Here is a 14962-nt window from a genome sequence, read left to right on the forward strand (position 1 = left end):
GGTCCTGGGGCGGGGGTGCTGTCATCTCAGAAGCTCTCGGGCAGCCAGGGCGTGGGCCCGGAGACCAGCGCGTCCAGCAGGTCCAGGTCGCGCACGTCGCCCGCGGCCGTACCCAGCCGGGCCGCGTGCCGCAGCGGCAGTCCGCCCGCGTACCAGGCCGCCAGTGCGGAGGAGGGCAGCCGCACGGTTCGGGCCGAGGGGTTGCTGCCTCGCCGCACCTGCATCCGTCCCGCCTCGAAGGTGAGCGCGTACGGCTGCGTCCCGCCCTCGGGCGGTACGACCTCCAGGCCGACGGCACCGCGCGGGCCGGGCGCCCAGCCGCGGGCCCGCAGGGCGGCGGGCACGTCGAGCAGCCGCAGCATCCACGGGTACCAGCCGTCCTCGCGTACCGCGTACCGGTCGAGCAGCCACGGCAGGGGGCTGGGGCGGGGCAGTACGGAGCGGCGGAAGCGGATCTCGCGGACCTGTGGCGAGTGGGCGCCGACGGCTGCCAGCAGTGCGGGCAGCGCGTCGAGTTCGGCGTGCCACAGGTCGTGGACGACCGCGGCGACGCCCCAGGGGTGGTGCGGTTCGACGGTGACGGTCGCGTATCCGGCCAGTTCCCCGTCCGCCCCACCGGCCCCGCCTGCCCTGTCGCCACCGGGCCGGACCACACCGAGGGTCAGCGCGCCGGGGGTGGTCCGCTGCTTCCAGCCGTGCCACCAGGCGGGCCGGCGCAGTGTCCCGTTCCAGCCGGGCGCCAGTGCGTTCCGCAGCCGGGCGCAGGCGGCCTCGTCGGGCTGGACGGTCTGGAAGCGGGACCGCGGGGCGGGGAGTTCGGCGGGGTGGAGCACGTGGCTGGAGGCGACGGCGGCGGCCTCCCAGCCCCAGCGGCGGTAGAGCCCGGGTGCCGGGGTCCAGGCGCAGGCCAGCACGGCACCGTGCGCCCCGCGCAGCCGGTCGGTCCCCTCCTCGGTGACACGGCGGGCGAGTCCGGCACCGCGCTCCCAGGGAGCGACGGCCAGCCACGCCACTCCCCCGGACGGCACCGGACGGCCGCCGAAGTGCTGCTCGAAGGGGAGGAAGAGGCCGCCGCCCAGCACTTGGGGGCCGCGGACGGCCACGGCACTGACGCCGTGCGCGCGCAGCGTGGCGTGGTCGTAGGGGACCTTGCCGAAGGCGTGCCGCGTGTGGGCCAGGTAGCCCTCGAACTCGCTGTCGTCGGCGGCCGTGCGGACGCACGTCTCCATCAGTTCGGCACCTCCCTCATCCGGGTGTCTGGATCACCCGGCGGATCCGCTGCTCGTCCGGGACGCGAAGTAGCCGGTGACCGCGTCACACACCTGGCCGAGCTCCCGGGCGTCCAGATCGGGGCGGACGGGCAGACAGAGGGTCTGCCGGGAGAGTTCCTCCGCGACCGGACAGGGGTGGCGCCGGGCTGCGGGCCCGGCGAGCGCCGGCTGGTGCGGAAGAGGTGTGGGATAGCGGACGACGGCGTCCACGCCCGCTGCCGTCAGATGCGCGAGCAGGCCGTCGCGTTCGTGCTCGCTCCGGGTGCGGACCTGGAAGAGGTGGTAGACGTGCTCCCCGTCCTCGCCCGGTTCCTGGAAGCGCAGCGGGAGCCCGGCCAGCCGGCGCCGGTAGGTGGCGGCCACCTCGGCGCGGCGGGCGTTCCAGGCGTCGAGCCGGTCGAGTTTGTGCAGCAGGACGAGGGCCTGCAGGGTGTCGAGGCGGGAGTTGTAGCCGAGGATCTCGTGCCGGTTCTGCCGCGGCTGCCCGAAGTGCCGCAGCAGCCGCAGGCGTTCGGCCAGCTCCTCGTCCTGGACGCTGACGGCCCCGGCGTCCCCGGCCGCGGCCAGGTTCTTGGAGGGCGCGAAGCTCCAGCAGCCGGCCGCCGAGGCGGTGCCGACCCGTACGCCGTGGCTGCGGGCACCGATGGCCTGGGCGCAGTCCTCCAGCAGGAGGACCCCGGCGTCGCGGGCGAGCCGCCGGGCACGCGGCACGTCCGCCGCTTTGCCGAACATGTGCACGAGGATGACGGCACGGGTGCGCTCCGTGAACGCCGCGGGAAGCCGGTCGAGGTCCATCAGGAAGTCGTCTTCGCGGCAGTCCACGTACACGGGAGTGGCACCACGCCGGGCGATGGCCTGCGCGGTGGCGTGGAAGGAATTGGCGACGGTGACCACCTCGTCCCCCGGTCCGACGCCGAGCGCGTCGAGAGCGAGGACCAACGCGTCGGTACCGGAGTTGACCCCCACGGTGTGCGCGCTGCCCAGGTATCCGGCCAGCCGCTGCTCGAACTCGGCCACCTCCTCGCCCAGTACGTAGCCGCCGCGCAGCAGCAGGTCCCCGATCCGGGCCAGCAGCTCTTGCGCCCCGCCCTCGAACTGCGCGGGGTAGCGGTACTTGGGCACGGTTGCGGAAGTGGGGCCGACGGAACCGGTGGAGCCGCCCATCAGCGCCCGCCGTGCTCGTCGGCGAGGCGGCCGTCGCCGCGCCCGTAGTCGTCCTCCAGACGCACGTTGTCCGAACCGTCGTCGTAGGTGGAGACCTCCACCAGCACGATGTCGGTGACGCCTTCGACCCGGTGCACCGCTCCGGGGTCGACGTGCGCCAGGGTTCCGGCGGGCATGGGCAGCCGGAGGTTCTCCCCGTCCCGCGTCGCGCGGTAGTGCATCACCGCCTCGCCCTCCAGGATGAAGTAGCTCTCGCGTTTGTGCTCGTGGTACTGGAGGGAGGTGCGGTGGCCCGCCTTGATGCGGATGAACTTGAACCCGTACGGACCGTCCGGCTCCTCCTCGTGCAGCCAGCGCTCCTGGCCCCACAGCTTGACGACCTTCTTGGTGTCGGCGAACTCGATGACCCGCACGCCGGGGGCGACCTCGCGGGGCGGACGCGCCTCGTGCGCCCCGCTGTCGTCCTCGGGTTCGCTGATGGAGGTGAAGGGGGCTCCGGTGGCGGGGCTGGCCATGTGCGGTCCTTCCGGGAGAGGGCGCGACGGCCGGTCGGCCGGCGCGGGCGCGGGTACGGGCGGGACAGAGGGGTCAGCGTGCGGAGACGTGCAGCGGCGCGTGCAGGCCGTTGTCCCGTACGACGGGGAAGAACACCTCGGGAGGCCAGGTCAGCAGGTGCCAGACGATGCCGGCCACCGAGCGGTTGTAGGGCCAGTGCGCGGGGTCGGTCATCCCCCAGCGGGAGAACGCGCTCAGCAGCACGGGGTCGGCCGGGACCCAGGTGCCGTCCAGTGCGAACTCCACCCAGTGGTGCAGCGTGCTGAAGGGCGGCGCGATCAGGAGCCCGGCACCGTGCCGGGCCCGGATGCCGCGCCGCTCGGCCTCCCGCAGCAGCAGCCGGGTGGGGATCAGACAGTTGGCCAGCCGGGTCTCCCGGGCGAAGCCCTCGTCCTCGATGACCCCGTCGGGCAGGACGTACAGCTCCCAGTCGGCGACCAGCGAGAGCAGGTCGGAGCGGTCCTCGTCGAACACCCGGGTGTCGGAGGGCAGCCGGGCCCGCACCGCGAGCGCACCGGCCGCGGTCTCCCGCAGACTGCCCGGCTCGCTGTGTTCGGCCACCCCGGGTACCGGGACGAACGCGCACTCCCCGGCGTGGTGCCCGGCGCAGTCGGCGCGCAGTTCCAGTTCGTGACGGTGCGGCTCTCCCGCACGGGCCGCCTCCTCCAGCGCCCGCGCCTTGCGGGCCAGGGCGCGGAAGTAGGGCGAGGGCAGGTTCAGCCAGGTGCTGATGTTGTGCAGGTCGGTGCGCTCGAAGCGGCGCCGCTCCGGCGGGCCGCGGTGCGGCAGACCGTGGTCGAGCAGCGCTTCGAGCAGCGCGGGGCCGATGGCCCAGGTCTCCTGCGCGAAGGCGGCGTCCTTGGTGAAGGTGCGGTGCCGGTCCGGGACCCGCAGCACCCGGTCGACGGCCTCCTGGAGCGTGCCGGGCGCGTACACGTCGGTCACGGCCGCGCTCACAGCCCGGCCCCGCCGGTCCGCGCGGCCGGCAGCCCGCCCGCGCGCGCCACCGCGCGCAGCGCGGACTCGATCCGTTCGGCCACCGCCTCCCGGAGCACCGTCTCCAGCGGCGCTCTGCCGCGCGAGGCGAGGGCGTGCGCGGCCTCGGTGCGAATCCGCCGGCCCTCGTCGCTGCCGAAGACGTAGTGACCGGCGACGACTGCGCGCTCGACGTCGGTGGCGGTCGTGGGATCCAGCATCCACTTGCGCCACTTGCCGCTGTCGTGGGCGAGCCGCAGGAAGTCCTCCCTGGCCCGGGGCAGCGCCATCTCGTCCAGCACGCGCAGCAGGGCGCGGGTCTCGGCGACGCCGTACTCGGGTGCGACGTTGAACGCGTCCACCCCGGCGCGCAGCAGCAGTGCCGTCTCCTCCGTGGTGAGGTAGTCGCAGTTGTGCGCCTTCAGGAGGACGCCTTCCTGGTGGCAGGTGGCGGCCAGGGTGGAGACCTGACGCAGCGTCTCCTCACGCGCCGCCGGGTCGTGGAAGCGGCCCACGTTGCGCAGTTCGGCGACCTTGGTGCCGGTCTGCGCGACGACGTAGCGGGGCCGCGGCGCACCGGCCGCCTCGATGCCCTCGAGTACGAGCCGGAGGGCCGCTTTGAACTCGTCCGGATCGTTGGTGGAGACGCCCTGCGGCTCGAACCCGATCTCGTAGGCGATGTCGGCACCGCGGGCGGCGGCCTCGGCGTGGCAGCGCGCGTACAGCTCGACGAGCCGCGCGGCGGCGGTCGCCGCCGGGACGGGGCCGGTGCCGGGACGGCCCTCGGAGGTGTCGATGTGCAGCAGTCCGAACCCGGCGTCCAGGTCGGCGGTGAAGGAACGGGTGCACGAATCCAGTGCCTCGGCGGGTTCGGCGATACCGGCTTCGGCCGTGTGCATCCAGGGGCCGCCGTGGTCCCGGCACAGGAGCAGCAGCCCGTCCGGGTCGCGCTCCTGGACGTGGGCGGCGAACTCCGCGGTGGTCCAGCCCAGGTAGCCGCCGCCGAACTCGGCCGCGTCCACCTGGCGGCGGCTGGGGATGAGCATGAGCGGAGTGCGGGTGCGCCGGGCGACGGTGAGGGCCGCGTCGACGGTGCAGCGCGAGACCGGGCCGATGCCGACCACTGGTTCCATGGGTGTTTCCCCTGACTGTCGAGGGTGGCTGCGCTCAGCGCGACCGGTGGGTGGAGAACTTCGCCAGGTCGCCGATGTCGGAGTCGGGCGGCCAGGTGCACCAGGGGAAGGTCTCGTAGGCGCCGGGTCCGGTGTTCTCCGCGTCGAACCAGTCGGCGGCGCGTCCGTGGTGCAGGTGCACCAGGTGGTCGTCGCGGTACCGGTCGAGGCCGCCGTGCAGGTCGGCCCGCCAGGTGAAGTCGTTGTCGGCGCCGCCCCATCCGGCGGTGAACCGCTCGTCGTAGCCGCCGATCCGGGAGAAGAGGCTCTCCCGGAGCCAGACGCAGGCGCCGGGGGTGCGGCGCAGGAAGACCCCGCGCAGCGCGTCCCGGCGCACGGCTGCGGCTCCCTCCAGACAGCGTTCGCCGACGGCCTGGTGGCTGGAGGCGGCGTCCAGGTAGAGCATGTCCTCGAACGGCCAGTGCGCCTGGGTGCCCGGGGTGCGGAACCGTTCGACGGCCCGCGCCACGAAGCCGCGGTCGACCAGGATGTCGGCCTCGAGCACACAGATCAGCTCCGCGGGCCGGGCGCCGTGCACCACGCCTGCGTTGATCGTCCAGGAGTAGTTGAAGGGGCCGGCGTTCTCCGCGAACAGATAGGTGTCGCAGTAGGCGCCGTACAGATGATCCCAGCGCGGCCGGGAGTCCGCCTCGACCACGACCACGCGGTAGCGGTCGCGCGGATGGCTCTGGTCGTTGAGCGCATGCAGTACGGCCGCCAGGTTGCGGGTGCGCTCGCCTTCCTCGCCACGCTCCCGGAAGGGGATGACCAGCGCCGCGTCCACCTCGCCGGTGGGCCCGGCGGCGGGTCGCGCGGTGCGCAGGATCTCCGAGGCGCCGGGGGCGGCGAGTCCGGCGGGCCGCCCGGTACCGGTCTGCATCCGCAGCCGGGAGCGGGTCTCGGCTTCCCAGACGGCGACCGCCAGGTGTGCGGTGTCCCGATCCGGGGAGTCGTCGGCGAGCCTGTCGGCCAGCAGCGCGGTCAGTCCGCGGCAGGCGGCGGTGTCCGCGGGGTCGGCGACGACCGCTTCGGCGAGGACCCGGACGCGGTCGTCCGGGTGGGCGAGCACGGCGTCGGCGACCGCGCGGTGCGCGTCCTCGGACCAGTCCCAGAAGCCGGGGGCGGCCGACTGCGCGGACGGGTCGGCGGTGAGGGCGACACTGCTGACGGCGGCATCCGCGAGGACGGCGGGGTCCTGATGCCTCCAGCTCATCTGGCGGTCCTCTCGGCAAGCGGGGGTGGACGGCCGCGACCGGGGGCCGGTGGAGCCGCTTCGGTCATCCTGCGGTCCGCCGCACGCCCGCCGACAGCCCCGGACGGGCACCCGGACCGGGCCGGGCGAACGGGGGTAGCCGATCGGGTAGCCCCGGTGGTCAGGGCATCGCGGAACGCCCACTCGGGCAGGGCCGGAAGGTGCCCTGCTCCACCAGGGCCGGGGGCAGGGCGGCTCGGGCGGGGCACGGCCCGCCCGGGAGAGCCCGATGCTCAGTCGATCAGACCGAGTTTGATCGCCGTGACGACGGCGGCCGTCCGGTTGGCGGCACCCAGCTTGAGCAGCACGCTGCTCACCAGCCGCTTGACGCCGTGCTCGGAGATCCGCAGACGGCGGGCGATCTGCTTGTTGCTGAGCCCGGCCACCAGGTGGGACAGCACGTCGTACTCGCGCGCGGTCAGCCGCACCCTGCGCGCGGGCAGCAGGTGGGCCGACTCGCCCGCTTGGCTGAGCAGTCGGCGTCCCAGCCGGAGCGGCATCGGCATCTCGTCGGCCGCCAGCTGCCGCAGCGCCCGCTCCAGGGCCGCCGCGGTCAGTTCCTCGCGCAGCAGATAGCCGTCGGCGGGCAGCCGGGCGAGCGCCGAGTCGGATGCGGCGTCCGCCGGGTCGAGGAGGAGCAGGGTGCGCAGTCCCGGGTGGGTGTGGCGCAGGCGCCCGAGGGAGGCGGAGGCGTCGGTGGAGCTGGAGAGGATGAGCACGTGGAACCTGTTGCCGGTCAGGGCCTGCTCCAGCGCGGCGGGGTGGGTGAACTCCTCGGCGTGCTCCACGGATGCCAGGCCGGGCAGCATGGCCCGCAGACCGAGTCGGAGGATTTCGGCCTCGACGTGGACGGCGACCGCGAGGCGGGCCGCGGTGGGATCGCTGCTGTCCGACTTTTCCTGGATCTCGGTCATGCGTTCACCCAATCCCCGTGCGGGGGCCACTTCCGGGTGGCGGAGGTGGTCCGGTCCTGACTGCCGCGAGCGATGATCCCGCAGAGTCCCCCTCCAGGGAAGCAAGTTGACGGAGTGTCTGCTGGTGTTCGACCCCGCTGTTGTGGCGTATGTGGCCCGCCGCGCCGCAGTGCCCCCATAGCCCGGCACACGCCGGCCGACAGTCCTCAACCGCGTTGGCCCGCCGGGGAGTTCACGGACCCCCGGCTGAGGGAACGACCCGGAACAACTGACGGCCCAGGAGTGAAGCGGAAGAGCCCGCTGCATACCGGCTGCACCGTCGGGGTGGTGAGTGCGATCTCGCCCCGGAGACGGCCCCGAGCGGCTCGTTCGTGCGCCGCCCCGGGAATCGGCGAGCTCGAGGGTGCTCTCGACCGCCACCCGGACCGGCCCCGGGTCGAGCAGGCGGCCCGACTCGGCGAGCTGCGCACCGCTGGAGCGTCGAGAACCTCGGCTGTCGGCGCGCGATCACCCGGCGTACCGTCACGGTCCGCACGGACGACTCCTTCTCCTCGGGTCGGGCCGCCCGTCGCCCGGTGGCTGCTCCGCAGCCGCTTCGCGAGCCCCGGCGGGACTGCGCGGGGGCACCCGGCGGGTGCGGCATGATCCGGGACCGAGGGCTGTCGGCAGCGCCGCGGAACCCCTGCTCACCCGGAGCGTCCACACGCTCCGGGATCACGCCGCTGCGCTGCGTCGCACCCGGCGCGGTTGCCGGGCGGGCCCCGCGGGTACCACAGCTGTGCAGGCCACGTACTCCTCGGCGAGTCGTCGACCCGGCTCAGTGGACCGGCTGCCGAACCGGACGGCACCGACAGGCAGGCAAGGGGCGTGACATGACCGCACCGGACCCCGTACCCGCACCCGACCCCGCCACCGGTGCCTCCGGGCGCGCGGAGCCCGGGGCACCGTACACGGACCCGACCCTGGGCGTCCCCGTCGCCACCTCCTGGCGCGGCGAGCCCCGCAACCGGCTGGTGACCGTCGGGGACTCGCTCACCCAGGGCTTCCAGAGCTGTGCCGTCTTCCGCACCGATCTCTCGTACCCGGCGATCATCGCGCACGAGCTCGGCTGGGCCGAGCAGTTCCGCCACCCCTCCTTCGAGGGCCGCGGCGGGCTCCCGCTCAACCTCGAGATGCTGCTGCGCGATCTGGAGGACCACTGCGGTCCGGCCGTCGACTGGTGGGACGCGCCCGCGGCGCTCTTCCGGGCCCGCCGCTTCATGGACGAGGTGGAGGACTACTGGGAACGCGGCGGAGGGTGCGCTCCGGCGGCGGGCACCGCCATCAACCACAACCTGGCCGTCTTCGGCTGGGATCTGCGGGACGCGCTGGACAAGTCGGCCGACGTGTGCCGCAGGATGATCGACGCCCCGAGCGACGACCTGGTGCGCCAGCTGGTCGGCAACCCGGGCGAGCGCGCGGCGCTGCGCACCCTCCCCACCCGCCCGCCGGCCGCCGGAGCGCACACCCAGCTGAGTGCGGCGGCGGCGCTGGGCGAGCAGACCGGAGGCGCCGAGCAGGGCGCCGCGGGTGCCGGGGAGCGGGAGCCGGATCCGGAGCACGGCATCGAGACGCTGATCGTCTTTCTCGGCGCGAACAACGCGCTCTCCTCCGTCATCGAGCTGAAGGTGGCCTGGAGCGAGGAGGGCTACGACGACCTGGACGTGAAGAAGCGGTTCACGGTCTGGCGGCCGGAGCACTTCGAGGCCGAGCTGCAGCAACTGGCGCACGCGGTGGGGCGGATCCGGGCCCGGCACGTGATCTGGTGCACCGTCCCGCACGTCACGATCGCCCCGGTCGCCCGCGGCGTGCACGGGAAGCTGGAGCCCGGGTCGCGCTATTTCCCGTACTACACACGCCCCTGGATCGACGACGCCGCCTTCGACGCGGAGCGCGACCCGCATCTGACCGGTGAGCAGGCCGCCGCCGTGGATGCGGCGATCGACCAGTACAACGACGCCATGGCGGAGACCGTGCGTGCGGCGCGGCGGGCCGGGCGGGATTGGTTCCTGCTGGACGCGGCCGGCCTGCTGGACCGGCTGGCCTGCCGCCGCTACTTCGAGGACGAAGCAGCCCGGCCCGACTGGTGGAAGCCGTATCCGCTGCCCCGGGAGCTGCGCGCACTCGATCCGGTGCCCAACTCGCGGTTCCTGCTGAGCGACGGCGACCGGCGCAGCGACGGGGGGCTGTTCTCGTTGGACGGCGTCCATCCGACGACGGTCGCCTACGGGATTCTGGCCCAGGAGCTGATCGACGTGATGCGGCAGGCGGGCGTGGAGTTCCGCACCCCCTACGGCGGGCGGCCGCGCACGGAGTCGGTGCGGGTCGACTTCACGCGGCTGGTGCGCCACGACACTCTCATCAACCGCCCGCCCGCCAACGTCACCTCGGGCCTGCACGCGATCGGCTGGGCCGACGAGGCGCTGGACGTGCTGGCCCGGGCACTGCGGTTCGGCCGCGGAGGCCAGTAGGACGGTAGGAACATCCGATCGACTACGGCTCCGCCATTGCGTATATCAGGCGAAGGGTACATAGGATCATCACCTCGGTGAGCCTCCGTTCCCGTAGCGCACCAACGCCCAGGCCAGGCACCCGAAGGCGGCGGTGTTGCAGACCGTGCGGACGACGTTCCACCGGTGCCAGCCGCTCTCGAAGCGCTCCCGCAGCGCGGCCAGCCGCTCCGCGCCGTCCGGGATGCCACCGGCGTCGAGCGCGTCGTTGAGCGGCACGTTGAACGCCATGGTGACCACCAGGACCGCCACGTACAGCGCACCCGCCGCCGCGATCCACGGGACCGCGGCCCTGCTGCCGCCGCCCCACAGGTGCAGCGCCCCGGCCGCGGCGATCAGCAGCAGCGAACCGGCGAACACCAGCATGAACCAGCCGTTGAGGATGGCGGTGTTGATGCGCTGCATACCCTCCACGAAGGTCCGGTCCCCGGCCCGCCGCAGGCCCGGTGAGACCGCCACCGCGAACCCGTAGTAGAGGCCCGCGCTCAGGCCGGTGAGCAGCACGGCCCCCAGCAGTGAAACTCCCTGCAGTACACGCACGTCCGTCCCCTCTCGGCCGCGCCGGGCGGCTCTCGGCGGTGCCCGCGCCGTTCGAGCGGGCCGTGCGGCCAGTCAACCGGGGTGGCGGCCGGAGCCCCATGGCCGGAGCGCTCAGGGGGATGTGCGGACGTCGCACCCGCCACGCGTGGGATCAGTCGGTGAAAACCAGACGATATCCGGCGCGCCGCTCAGGTTCGACAGTCGGATTTTGTCAAGGTCACTCTGCTTCATCACAGGAGGCGGAGTCGTCCATGCCGGAATTGCCGACACAGCGCACCGCACCTCGCGGCGGCCCGCCGCACGAGGGGCTGACCGTCCTGCATCTCGCGCAGCCCGTCGAGGGCGGTGTCGCACGCGTCGTCGCCGACCTCGCACGGGCGCAGGTCGAAGCGGGACTGCACGTCGTCGTGGCCTGCCCCGCGGGCGGCGAACTGGCGGACGCCGCGGCGGCGGCGGGAGCCCGGACCCTGCACTGGCCGGCCGTACGAGAGCCGGGGGCCCGGATCGCGGTGGAGGTCTACACCGTACAACGGCTGTTGCGCGCCGTACGTCCCGATCTCGTGCACGCCCACAGCGCCAAGGCGGGCCTCGCCGCACGACTGGCGGTGCGCGGCCGGATGCCCACCGTCTACCAGCCGCACGCCTGGTCCTTCGAGGCCGCGACAGGACGCACCGCACACCTGGCCCGTGCCTGGGAGCGGTACGCCGCCCGGTGGTCCGACCGCGTGCTGTGCGTGAGCGAGGCGGAGCGGGCGACCGGCACGGCCGTCGGCATCGAGGCCCGGTGGGCCGTGGTGCACAACGGCGTCGACACCGCGCGCTTCACGGCGTCCGCGGCCCCGCGGACCGGACGCTGGACCGCGCCGGGCCCGGAGCCGTGGACACCGGCGCTCGCTGCGGTGGCGGAGCTGCCGCCCTCGGCGGTACTGGTGGTGTGCGTCGGGCGGTTGTGCGAACAGAAGGGCCAGCGCACTCTGTTGCGCGCCTGGCCACAGGTGGCGGCCCGGGTCCCGGACGCCCGCCTGGTGCTCGTCGGCGACGGGCCCGACCGGGAGGAACTGCGCCGAGCAGCCCCCGCCGGTGTGGTGTTCGCCGGTGCCAGCGGCGCGGTGGCCGACTGGTACGCCGCAGCCGACCTGGTCGTGCTGCCCTCGCTGTGGGAGGGCATGGCCCTGACTCCGCTGGAGGCGATGGCCTCTCGCCGGCCCGTACTGGTCAGCGACGTGGCCGGGTCCCGCGAACTGCTGCCCCCGGGACAGCAGGCCGACTGCCTGGTACCGCCCGCCGACCCGGACGCGCTCGCACAGGCGGTGGCCCGCCTCGCTCTCGCCCCCCGGCTCCGTGCGGAGCTGGCCGACGCCGCGCACGCACACGTACGCGAGCGGTTCGACATCACGACGACCACCACCGCCGTACTGGAGCTGTACCGGGACGTGCTGCGGCACCGGACGGCGACGGCAGCGGTTCCCGCCGCGGAAGGAGCGGGCAGCAGATGAGCACCGACAACACTGACGACTCCCGGAATTCACGGACCGCGACGGGACCGGGGTCGGCGACCGCCGAAGGCACCGTGGCCACCAGCCCCGTCCTCCCCCGGCCGGTGTCCGGCACCGAAGGCGAACCGGCTCCGCAGGAGGGGCGGTCGGCGCCTCTGCCGCTGCCGTCGGCCCGCGAACCCGTCGCCCTGCCGTCCACCGGCCCCGCCCGGCGCCGGCGCGTCGCCGCGCCGGCGCTGGTAGCCGCCGACCTGGCCGGGACCGTTGCCGCCGTACTCGCCTGCGCGGGCCCGCAGGCGGCGCCTGTGCTGCTGGCCCCGGTCTGCGCGAGCCTGCCGGTGCTGTGCACCCGAAGGGGCCTCTACCGGCCCGGTCTCGACCCGCAGGCACTCGACGAACTCCCCGCCGTCGGCAAGCGCGCGGCCGTGGCCTGGTGCGTCGGCGCCACGGTACTCGCGGCGTGCGACCGGACCGGGGCGCTGGGAGCGGCCGGTCTGCTCGCGGGCGTCGCCGCCAACACGGCGCTGGTGTGCGCACTCCGCGCCCTGGTCCACGGGGTGCGCCGCCGCCGCGGCCGCCGCCGCCCGCGGAGCGCCCTGGTCGTCGGGCGCGGCGAAACCGCCCGGACGGTGAGCGCGGCGCTCGCCGAGCGGCCCCGGTACGGACTGCGGCCGACGGCGCTGGTGGAGGTCGGGCCCGACGACGACGCGCCCTCGGGCGGCCCCGACGGCGGGCTGCCCGACGCCGGCCGCACGGAAGCGGCGGACGGCAACGCCGCACACCCGCCACTGCCCGTCGTCTCCACCCCCGAGGAGCTGGCGCGCGAGGTGGCGCGGAACGCCGTGCGGGACGCGGTCTTCCTGCGGTCCCCCTGGGAGGATCCGCACTCCGCGGCGCTGGCCCGCTTGCTCGGCGCCCGCGGGGTCGACGGCTGGCTGGTCCGGCCCGGTTGCGCGCTGGGGGCGCACGGCGGGCACGCGCTCTCCTGCCACCGGCGGCCCGACGAGGCGCACCTGTGGGGATTCTCCTGCCGGCGCCTGACGCTCGAGTGCCCCCGGCCGCGTACCGGTCTCCGCAAGCGGCTGCTGGACATCGCACTGGTCGCCCCCGCCCTGCTGCTGGCGGCGCCGGTGATGGCCGGCTGCGCGCTGGCGGTCCGGGTGCTGGACGGGCCGGGCGTGCTGTTCCGGCAGGAGCGCATCGGACAGGACGGACGCCCTTTCACCCTGCTGAAGTTCCGCAGCGTGCGGCCCACCGACGACCACGAGGCGGCGACGTGCTGGTCGGTCGCCGGGGACACGCGCACCAGCCCCGTCGGCCGGCTCCTGCGCCGCACGTCGCTGGACGAGTTGCCGCAGCTGTGGAACGTGCTGCGGGGCGACATGAGCCTGGTGGGGCCGCGGCCCGAGCGACCCTACTTCGTGGGCCACTTCAGCCGCCTGCACCCCGGCTACGCGCAGCGGCACCGCGCCCCGGTCGGCATCACCGGGCTGGCCCAGGTGCACGGACTGCGCGGCGACACCTCCATCGCGGACCGGGCGCGCTTCGACAATCACTACATCGAGACCTGGTCGCTGTGGCAGGACGTACGGATCATCTGCCGTACCGCGGCCTCCCTCTTCCGTCTGGAGGGCCGGTGAGCGCGGTGGCGGACAGCGCTCCGCCCGCCACCCGGGACGGGCGGAGCACGCTGAGCCGCGCCGTACGGCGCTACGGTCTGGACCGGCCGGTGGTACCGGTGCTGGTGACGGTGGGACTGCTGTGCGCACCGCCGGACACCGCGGGGCCGGGCGGCCGCAGCGGAGTGACCCCCGCCGACCTGAGCTCGGGTGTGCTGGTGGTGTGGTGCGCCATCGGGCTGCTGCGGGACCGGGTCCAGCAGCGGGCCGGGCAGCGGCTCCGGCGCCGGTCCCTGACCCCGACGGCCGCGCTGGTGCTGGGCGCGCCGACCGCGGCGTTCGCCGTGACCACGATCGCCTCGGCCGATCCCGCAGCGAGCCTGCCCGGCTTCGTGCGGTACCTGCAGCTCTTCGTCCTGGTGCCGGGTGCGGTGCTGCTGGCACTGCGCGACGCGCGGGACGCCCGGCTGCTGTGCGGCGCGGTGGTGCTGCTGGCACTCGTCGAGGGCGGGTTCGGCGTCGTCCAGGCCGCCACCGGCACCGGCGCCTCCTACCAAGGCGAAGAGGTCCGCGCCGTGGGCACCTTCGGCGCGCTGGACGTGATGGGCATGGCCACCGCCGTGGCCTACGGGCTGGTGATCGCGCTGGCGTGCGGGCTCGTGCCGGCGGCCGGCGCGCCGCGCTGGCTGCGCCCCTGCGCGCTGGGCTCGGCCGCCGTGCTGGTGCTGCCGCTGGCCCTCTCCTACAGCAGAGGTGCCTGGCTCGCGACGGTGCCGGCCTGCCTGCTGCTCCTCGCGCTGCGCGGCCTCCGCACGACCGTGTGCGCCCTCGCCGCCGTGACCGCGGTCGGCGTGCTGCTGGTCGGCGGATTCGGGGTGGCCACGCAGGAGCTGGCCCAGCGGGTCGGCAGCATCACCGAGGTCTCGGCGTCCCCGGACCGCTCGGTGACGGACCGCTACACCCTCTGGAGCGCGGCGACGGACATCTGGCAGCAGGCCCCGGCAACCGGTGTGGGACCCAAGGGCTTCCCCGCATACCGGGACACGCACGCCGCGCTGGAGCTGTCCTCGGGCAGCGACGCGGCGGGCGCCGGGGTCCCCTTCCAGCGGGAGCCGCTGCTCTCGCCGCACAACATGTATCTGCTGGTCCTGAGCGAACAGGGCCTGGTGGGCACGGTGGCGCTGCTCGGTGCCTGGGGGGCGCTGCTGGTGTGCGCGCTGCGCCGGCTGGGTGCCGCGCGCAGCCGCGGAGCCGCCTGCGGGGTACGCGACTGCGGCGCCGCGGCCACGGCGCTGCTGGTGTGGCAGAGCGTGGACTTCCTCTACGGCGACATCGGCGGCCCGTCGACGGTACTGACCGCTCTGGTACTGGGGCTGGGCACCTGGTGGGCTCTGTCGCCCGCGGCCGAGGAGCACGCGGAGAGCCGGCGAGCGGGCGGGAGCCGCGCCGTATGAC

General features: G+C 74.5%; 12 protein-coding genes. 4 read left to right on the forward strand and 8 right to left on the reverse strand.

What is annotated here, in order from left to right:
• Positions 1–26: 26 nt before the first annotated feature.
• The 7 genes from P2424_RS18195 to P2424_RS18225 all read right to left on the reverse strand — a co-directional run bounded on the left by P2424_RS18195 (position 27) and on the right by P2424_RS18225 (position 7303).
• On the reverse strand, positions 27–1229 hold the full coding sequence (locus P2424_RS18195) for a GNAT family N-acetyltransferase (protein WP_276476801.1): 1203 nt from the start codon (positions 1227–1229) through the stop codon (positions 27–29).
• A 33-nt stretch (positions 1230–1262) separates the two neighbouring features.
• Positions 1263–2435 carry a DegT/DnrJ/EryC1/StrS family aminotransferase gene (locus P2424_RS18200; protein ID WP_276476802.1) on the reverse strand — a complete coding sequence of 391 codons (1173 nt, stop codon included), beginning with the start codon at positions 2433–2435 and terminating at the stop codon, positions 1263–1265.
• Positions 2435–2950: a cupin domain-containing protein gene (locus tag P2424_RS18205; protein ID WP_276476803.1), complete on the reverse strand. Its 516-nt coding sequence runs from the start codon at positions 2948–2950 to the stop codon at positions 2435–2437. The genes P2424_RS18200 and P2424_RS18205 overlap by 1 nt, the downstream gene beginning before the upstream one ends.
• 73 nt (positions 2951–3023) lie before the next feature.
• On the reverse strand, positions 3024–3947 hold the full coding sequence (locus P2424_RS18210; protein WP_276476804.1) for a hypothetical protein: 924 nt from the start codon (positions 3945–3947) through the stop codon (positions 3024–3026).
• Positions 3944–5098 carry a class II D-tagatose-bisphosphate aldolase, non-catalytic subunit gene (locus P2424_RS18215; RefSeq protein WP_276476805.1) on the reverse strand — a complete coding sequence of 385 codons (1155 nt, stop codon included), beginning with the start codon at positions 5096–5098 and terminating at the stop codon, positions 3944–3946. The genes P2424_RS18210 and P2424_RS18215 overlap by 4 nt, the downstream gene beginning before the upstream one ends.
• A gap of 34 nt (positions 5099–5132) precedes the next feature.
• The gene (locus P2424_RS18220; protein ID WP_276476806.1) at positions 5133–6350 is read right to left on the reverse strand and encodes a galactosyltransferase-related protein; all 1218 of its coding nucleotides are present in this window, start codon (positions 6348–6350) and stop codon (positions 5133–5135) included.
• 272 nt (positions 6351–6622) lie between these two features.
• Entirely contained in the window at positions 6623–7303 is a 681-nt protein-coding gene (locus P2424_RS18225; protein WP_276476807.1) for a response regulator transcription factor, read from the reverse strand.
• 872 nt (positions 7304–8175) lie between these two features.
• On the opposite strand from P2424_RS18225, the gene P2424_RS18230 reads away from it, so the two are divergent.
• Positions 8176–9813 carry a hypothetical protein gene (locus P2424_RS18230; protein WP_276476808.1) on the forward strand — a complete coding sequence of 546 codons (1638 nt, stop codon included), beginning with the start codon at positions 8176–8178 and terminating at the stop codon, positions 9811–9813.
• A gap of 69 nt (positions 9814–9882) precedes the next feature.
• Here the strand turns inward: P2424_RS18230 and P2424_RS18235 are convergent, their stop codons facing one another.
• Positions 9883–10392 (reverse strand): anthrone oxygenase family protein, encoded by a 510-nt coding sequence (locus P2424_RS18235; protein WP_276476809.1) that lies wholly within the window; start codon positions 10390–10392, stop codon positions 9883–9885.
• Positions 10393–10643: 251 nt separating this feature from the next.
• Here P2424_RS18235 and P2424_RS18240 point away from each other — a divergent pair, with 251 nt between their 5' ends.
• The 3 genes from P2424_RS18240 to P2424_RS18250 are packed head-to-tail and all read left to right on the forward strand — an operon-like array spanning position 10644 to position 14961.
• Entirely contained in the window at positions 10644–11888 is a 1245-nt protein-coding gene (locus tag P2424_RS18240) for a glycosyltransferase family 4 protein (RefSeq protein ID WP_276476810.1), read from the forward strand.
• Positions 11885–13528: an exopolysaccharide biosynthesis polyprenyl glycosylphosphotransferase gene (locus P2424_RS18245; protein WP_276476811.1), complete on the forward strand. Its 1644-nt coding sequence runs from the start codon at positions 11885–11887 to the stop codon at positions 13526–13528. Before P2424_RS18240 ends, P2424_RS18245 begins: the two co-directional genes overlap by 4 nt.
• Positions 13525–14961 carry an O-antigen ligase family protein gene (locus P2424_RS18250; RefSeq protein ID WP_276476812.1) on the forward strand — a complete coding sequence of 479 codons (1437 nt, stop codon included), beginning with the start codon at positions 13525–13527 and terminating at the stop codon, positions 14959–14961. The genes P2424_RS18245 and P2424_RS18250 overlap by 4 nt, the downstream gene beginning before the upstream one ends.
• Position 14962 lies beyond the last annotated feature (1 nt).

This window comes from Streptomyces sp. WMMB303 (assembly GCF_029351045.1).
Classification (GTDB): domain Bacteria; phylum Actinomycetota; class Actinomycetes; order Streptomycetales; family Streptomycetaceae; genus Streptomyces.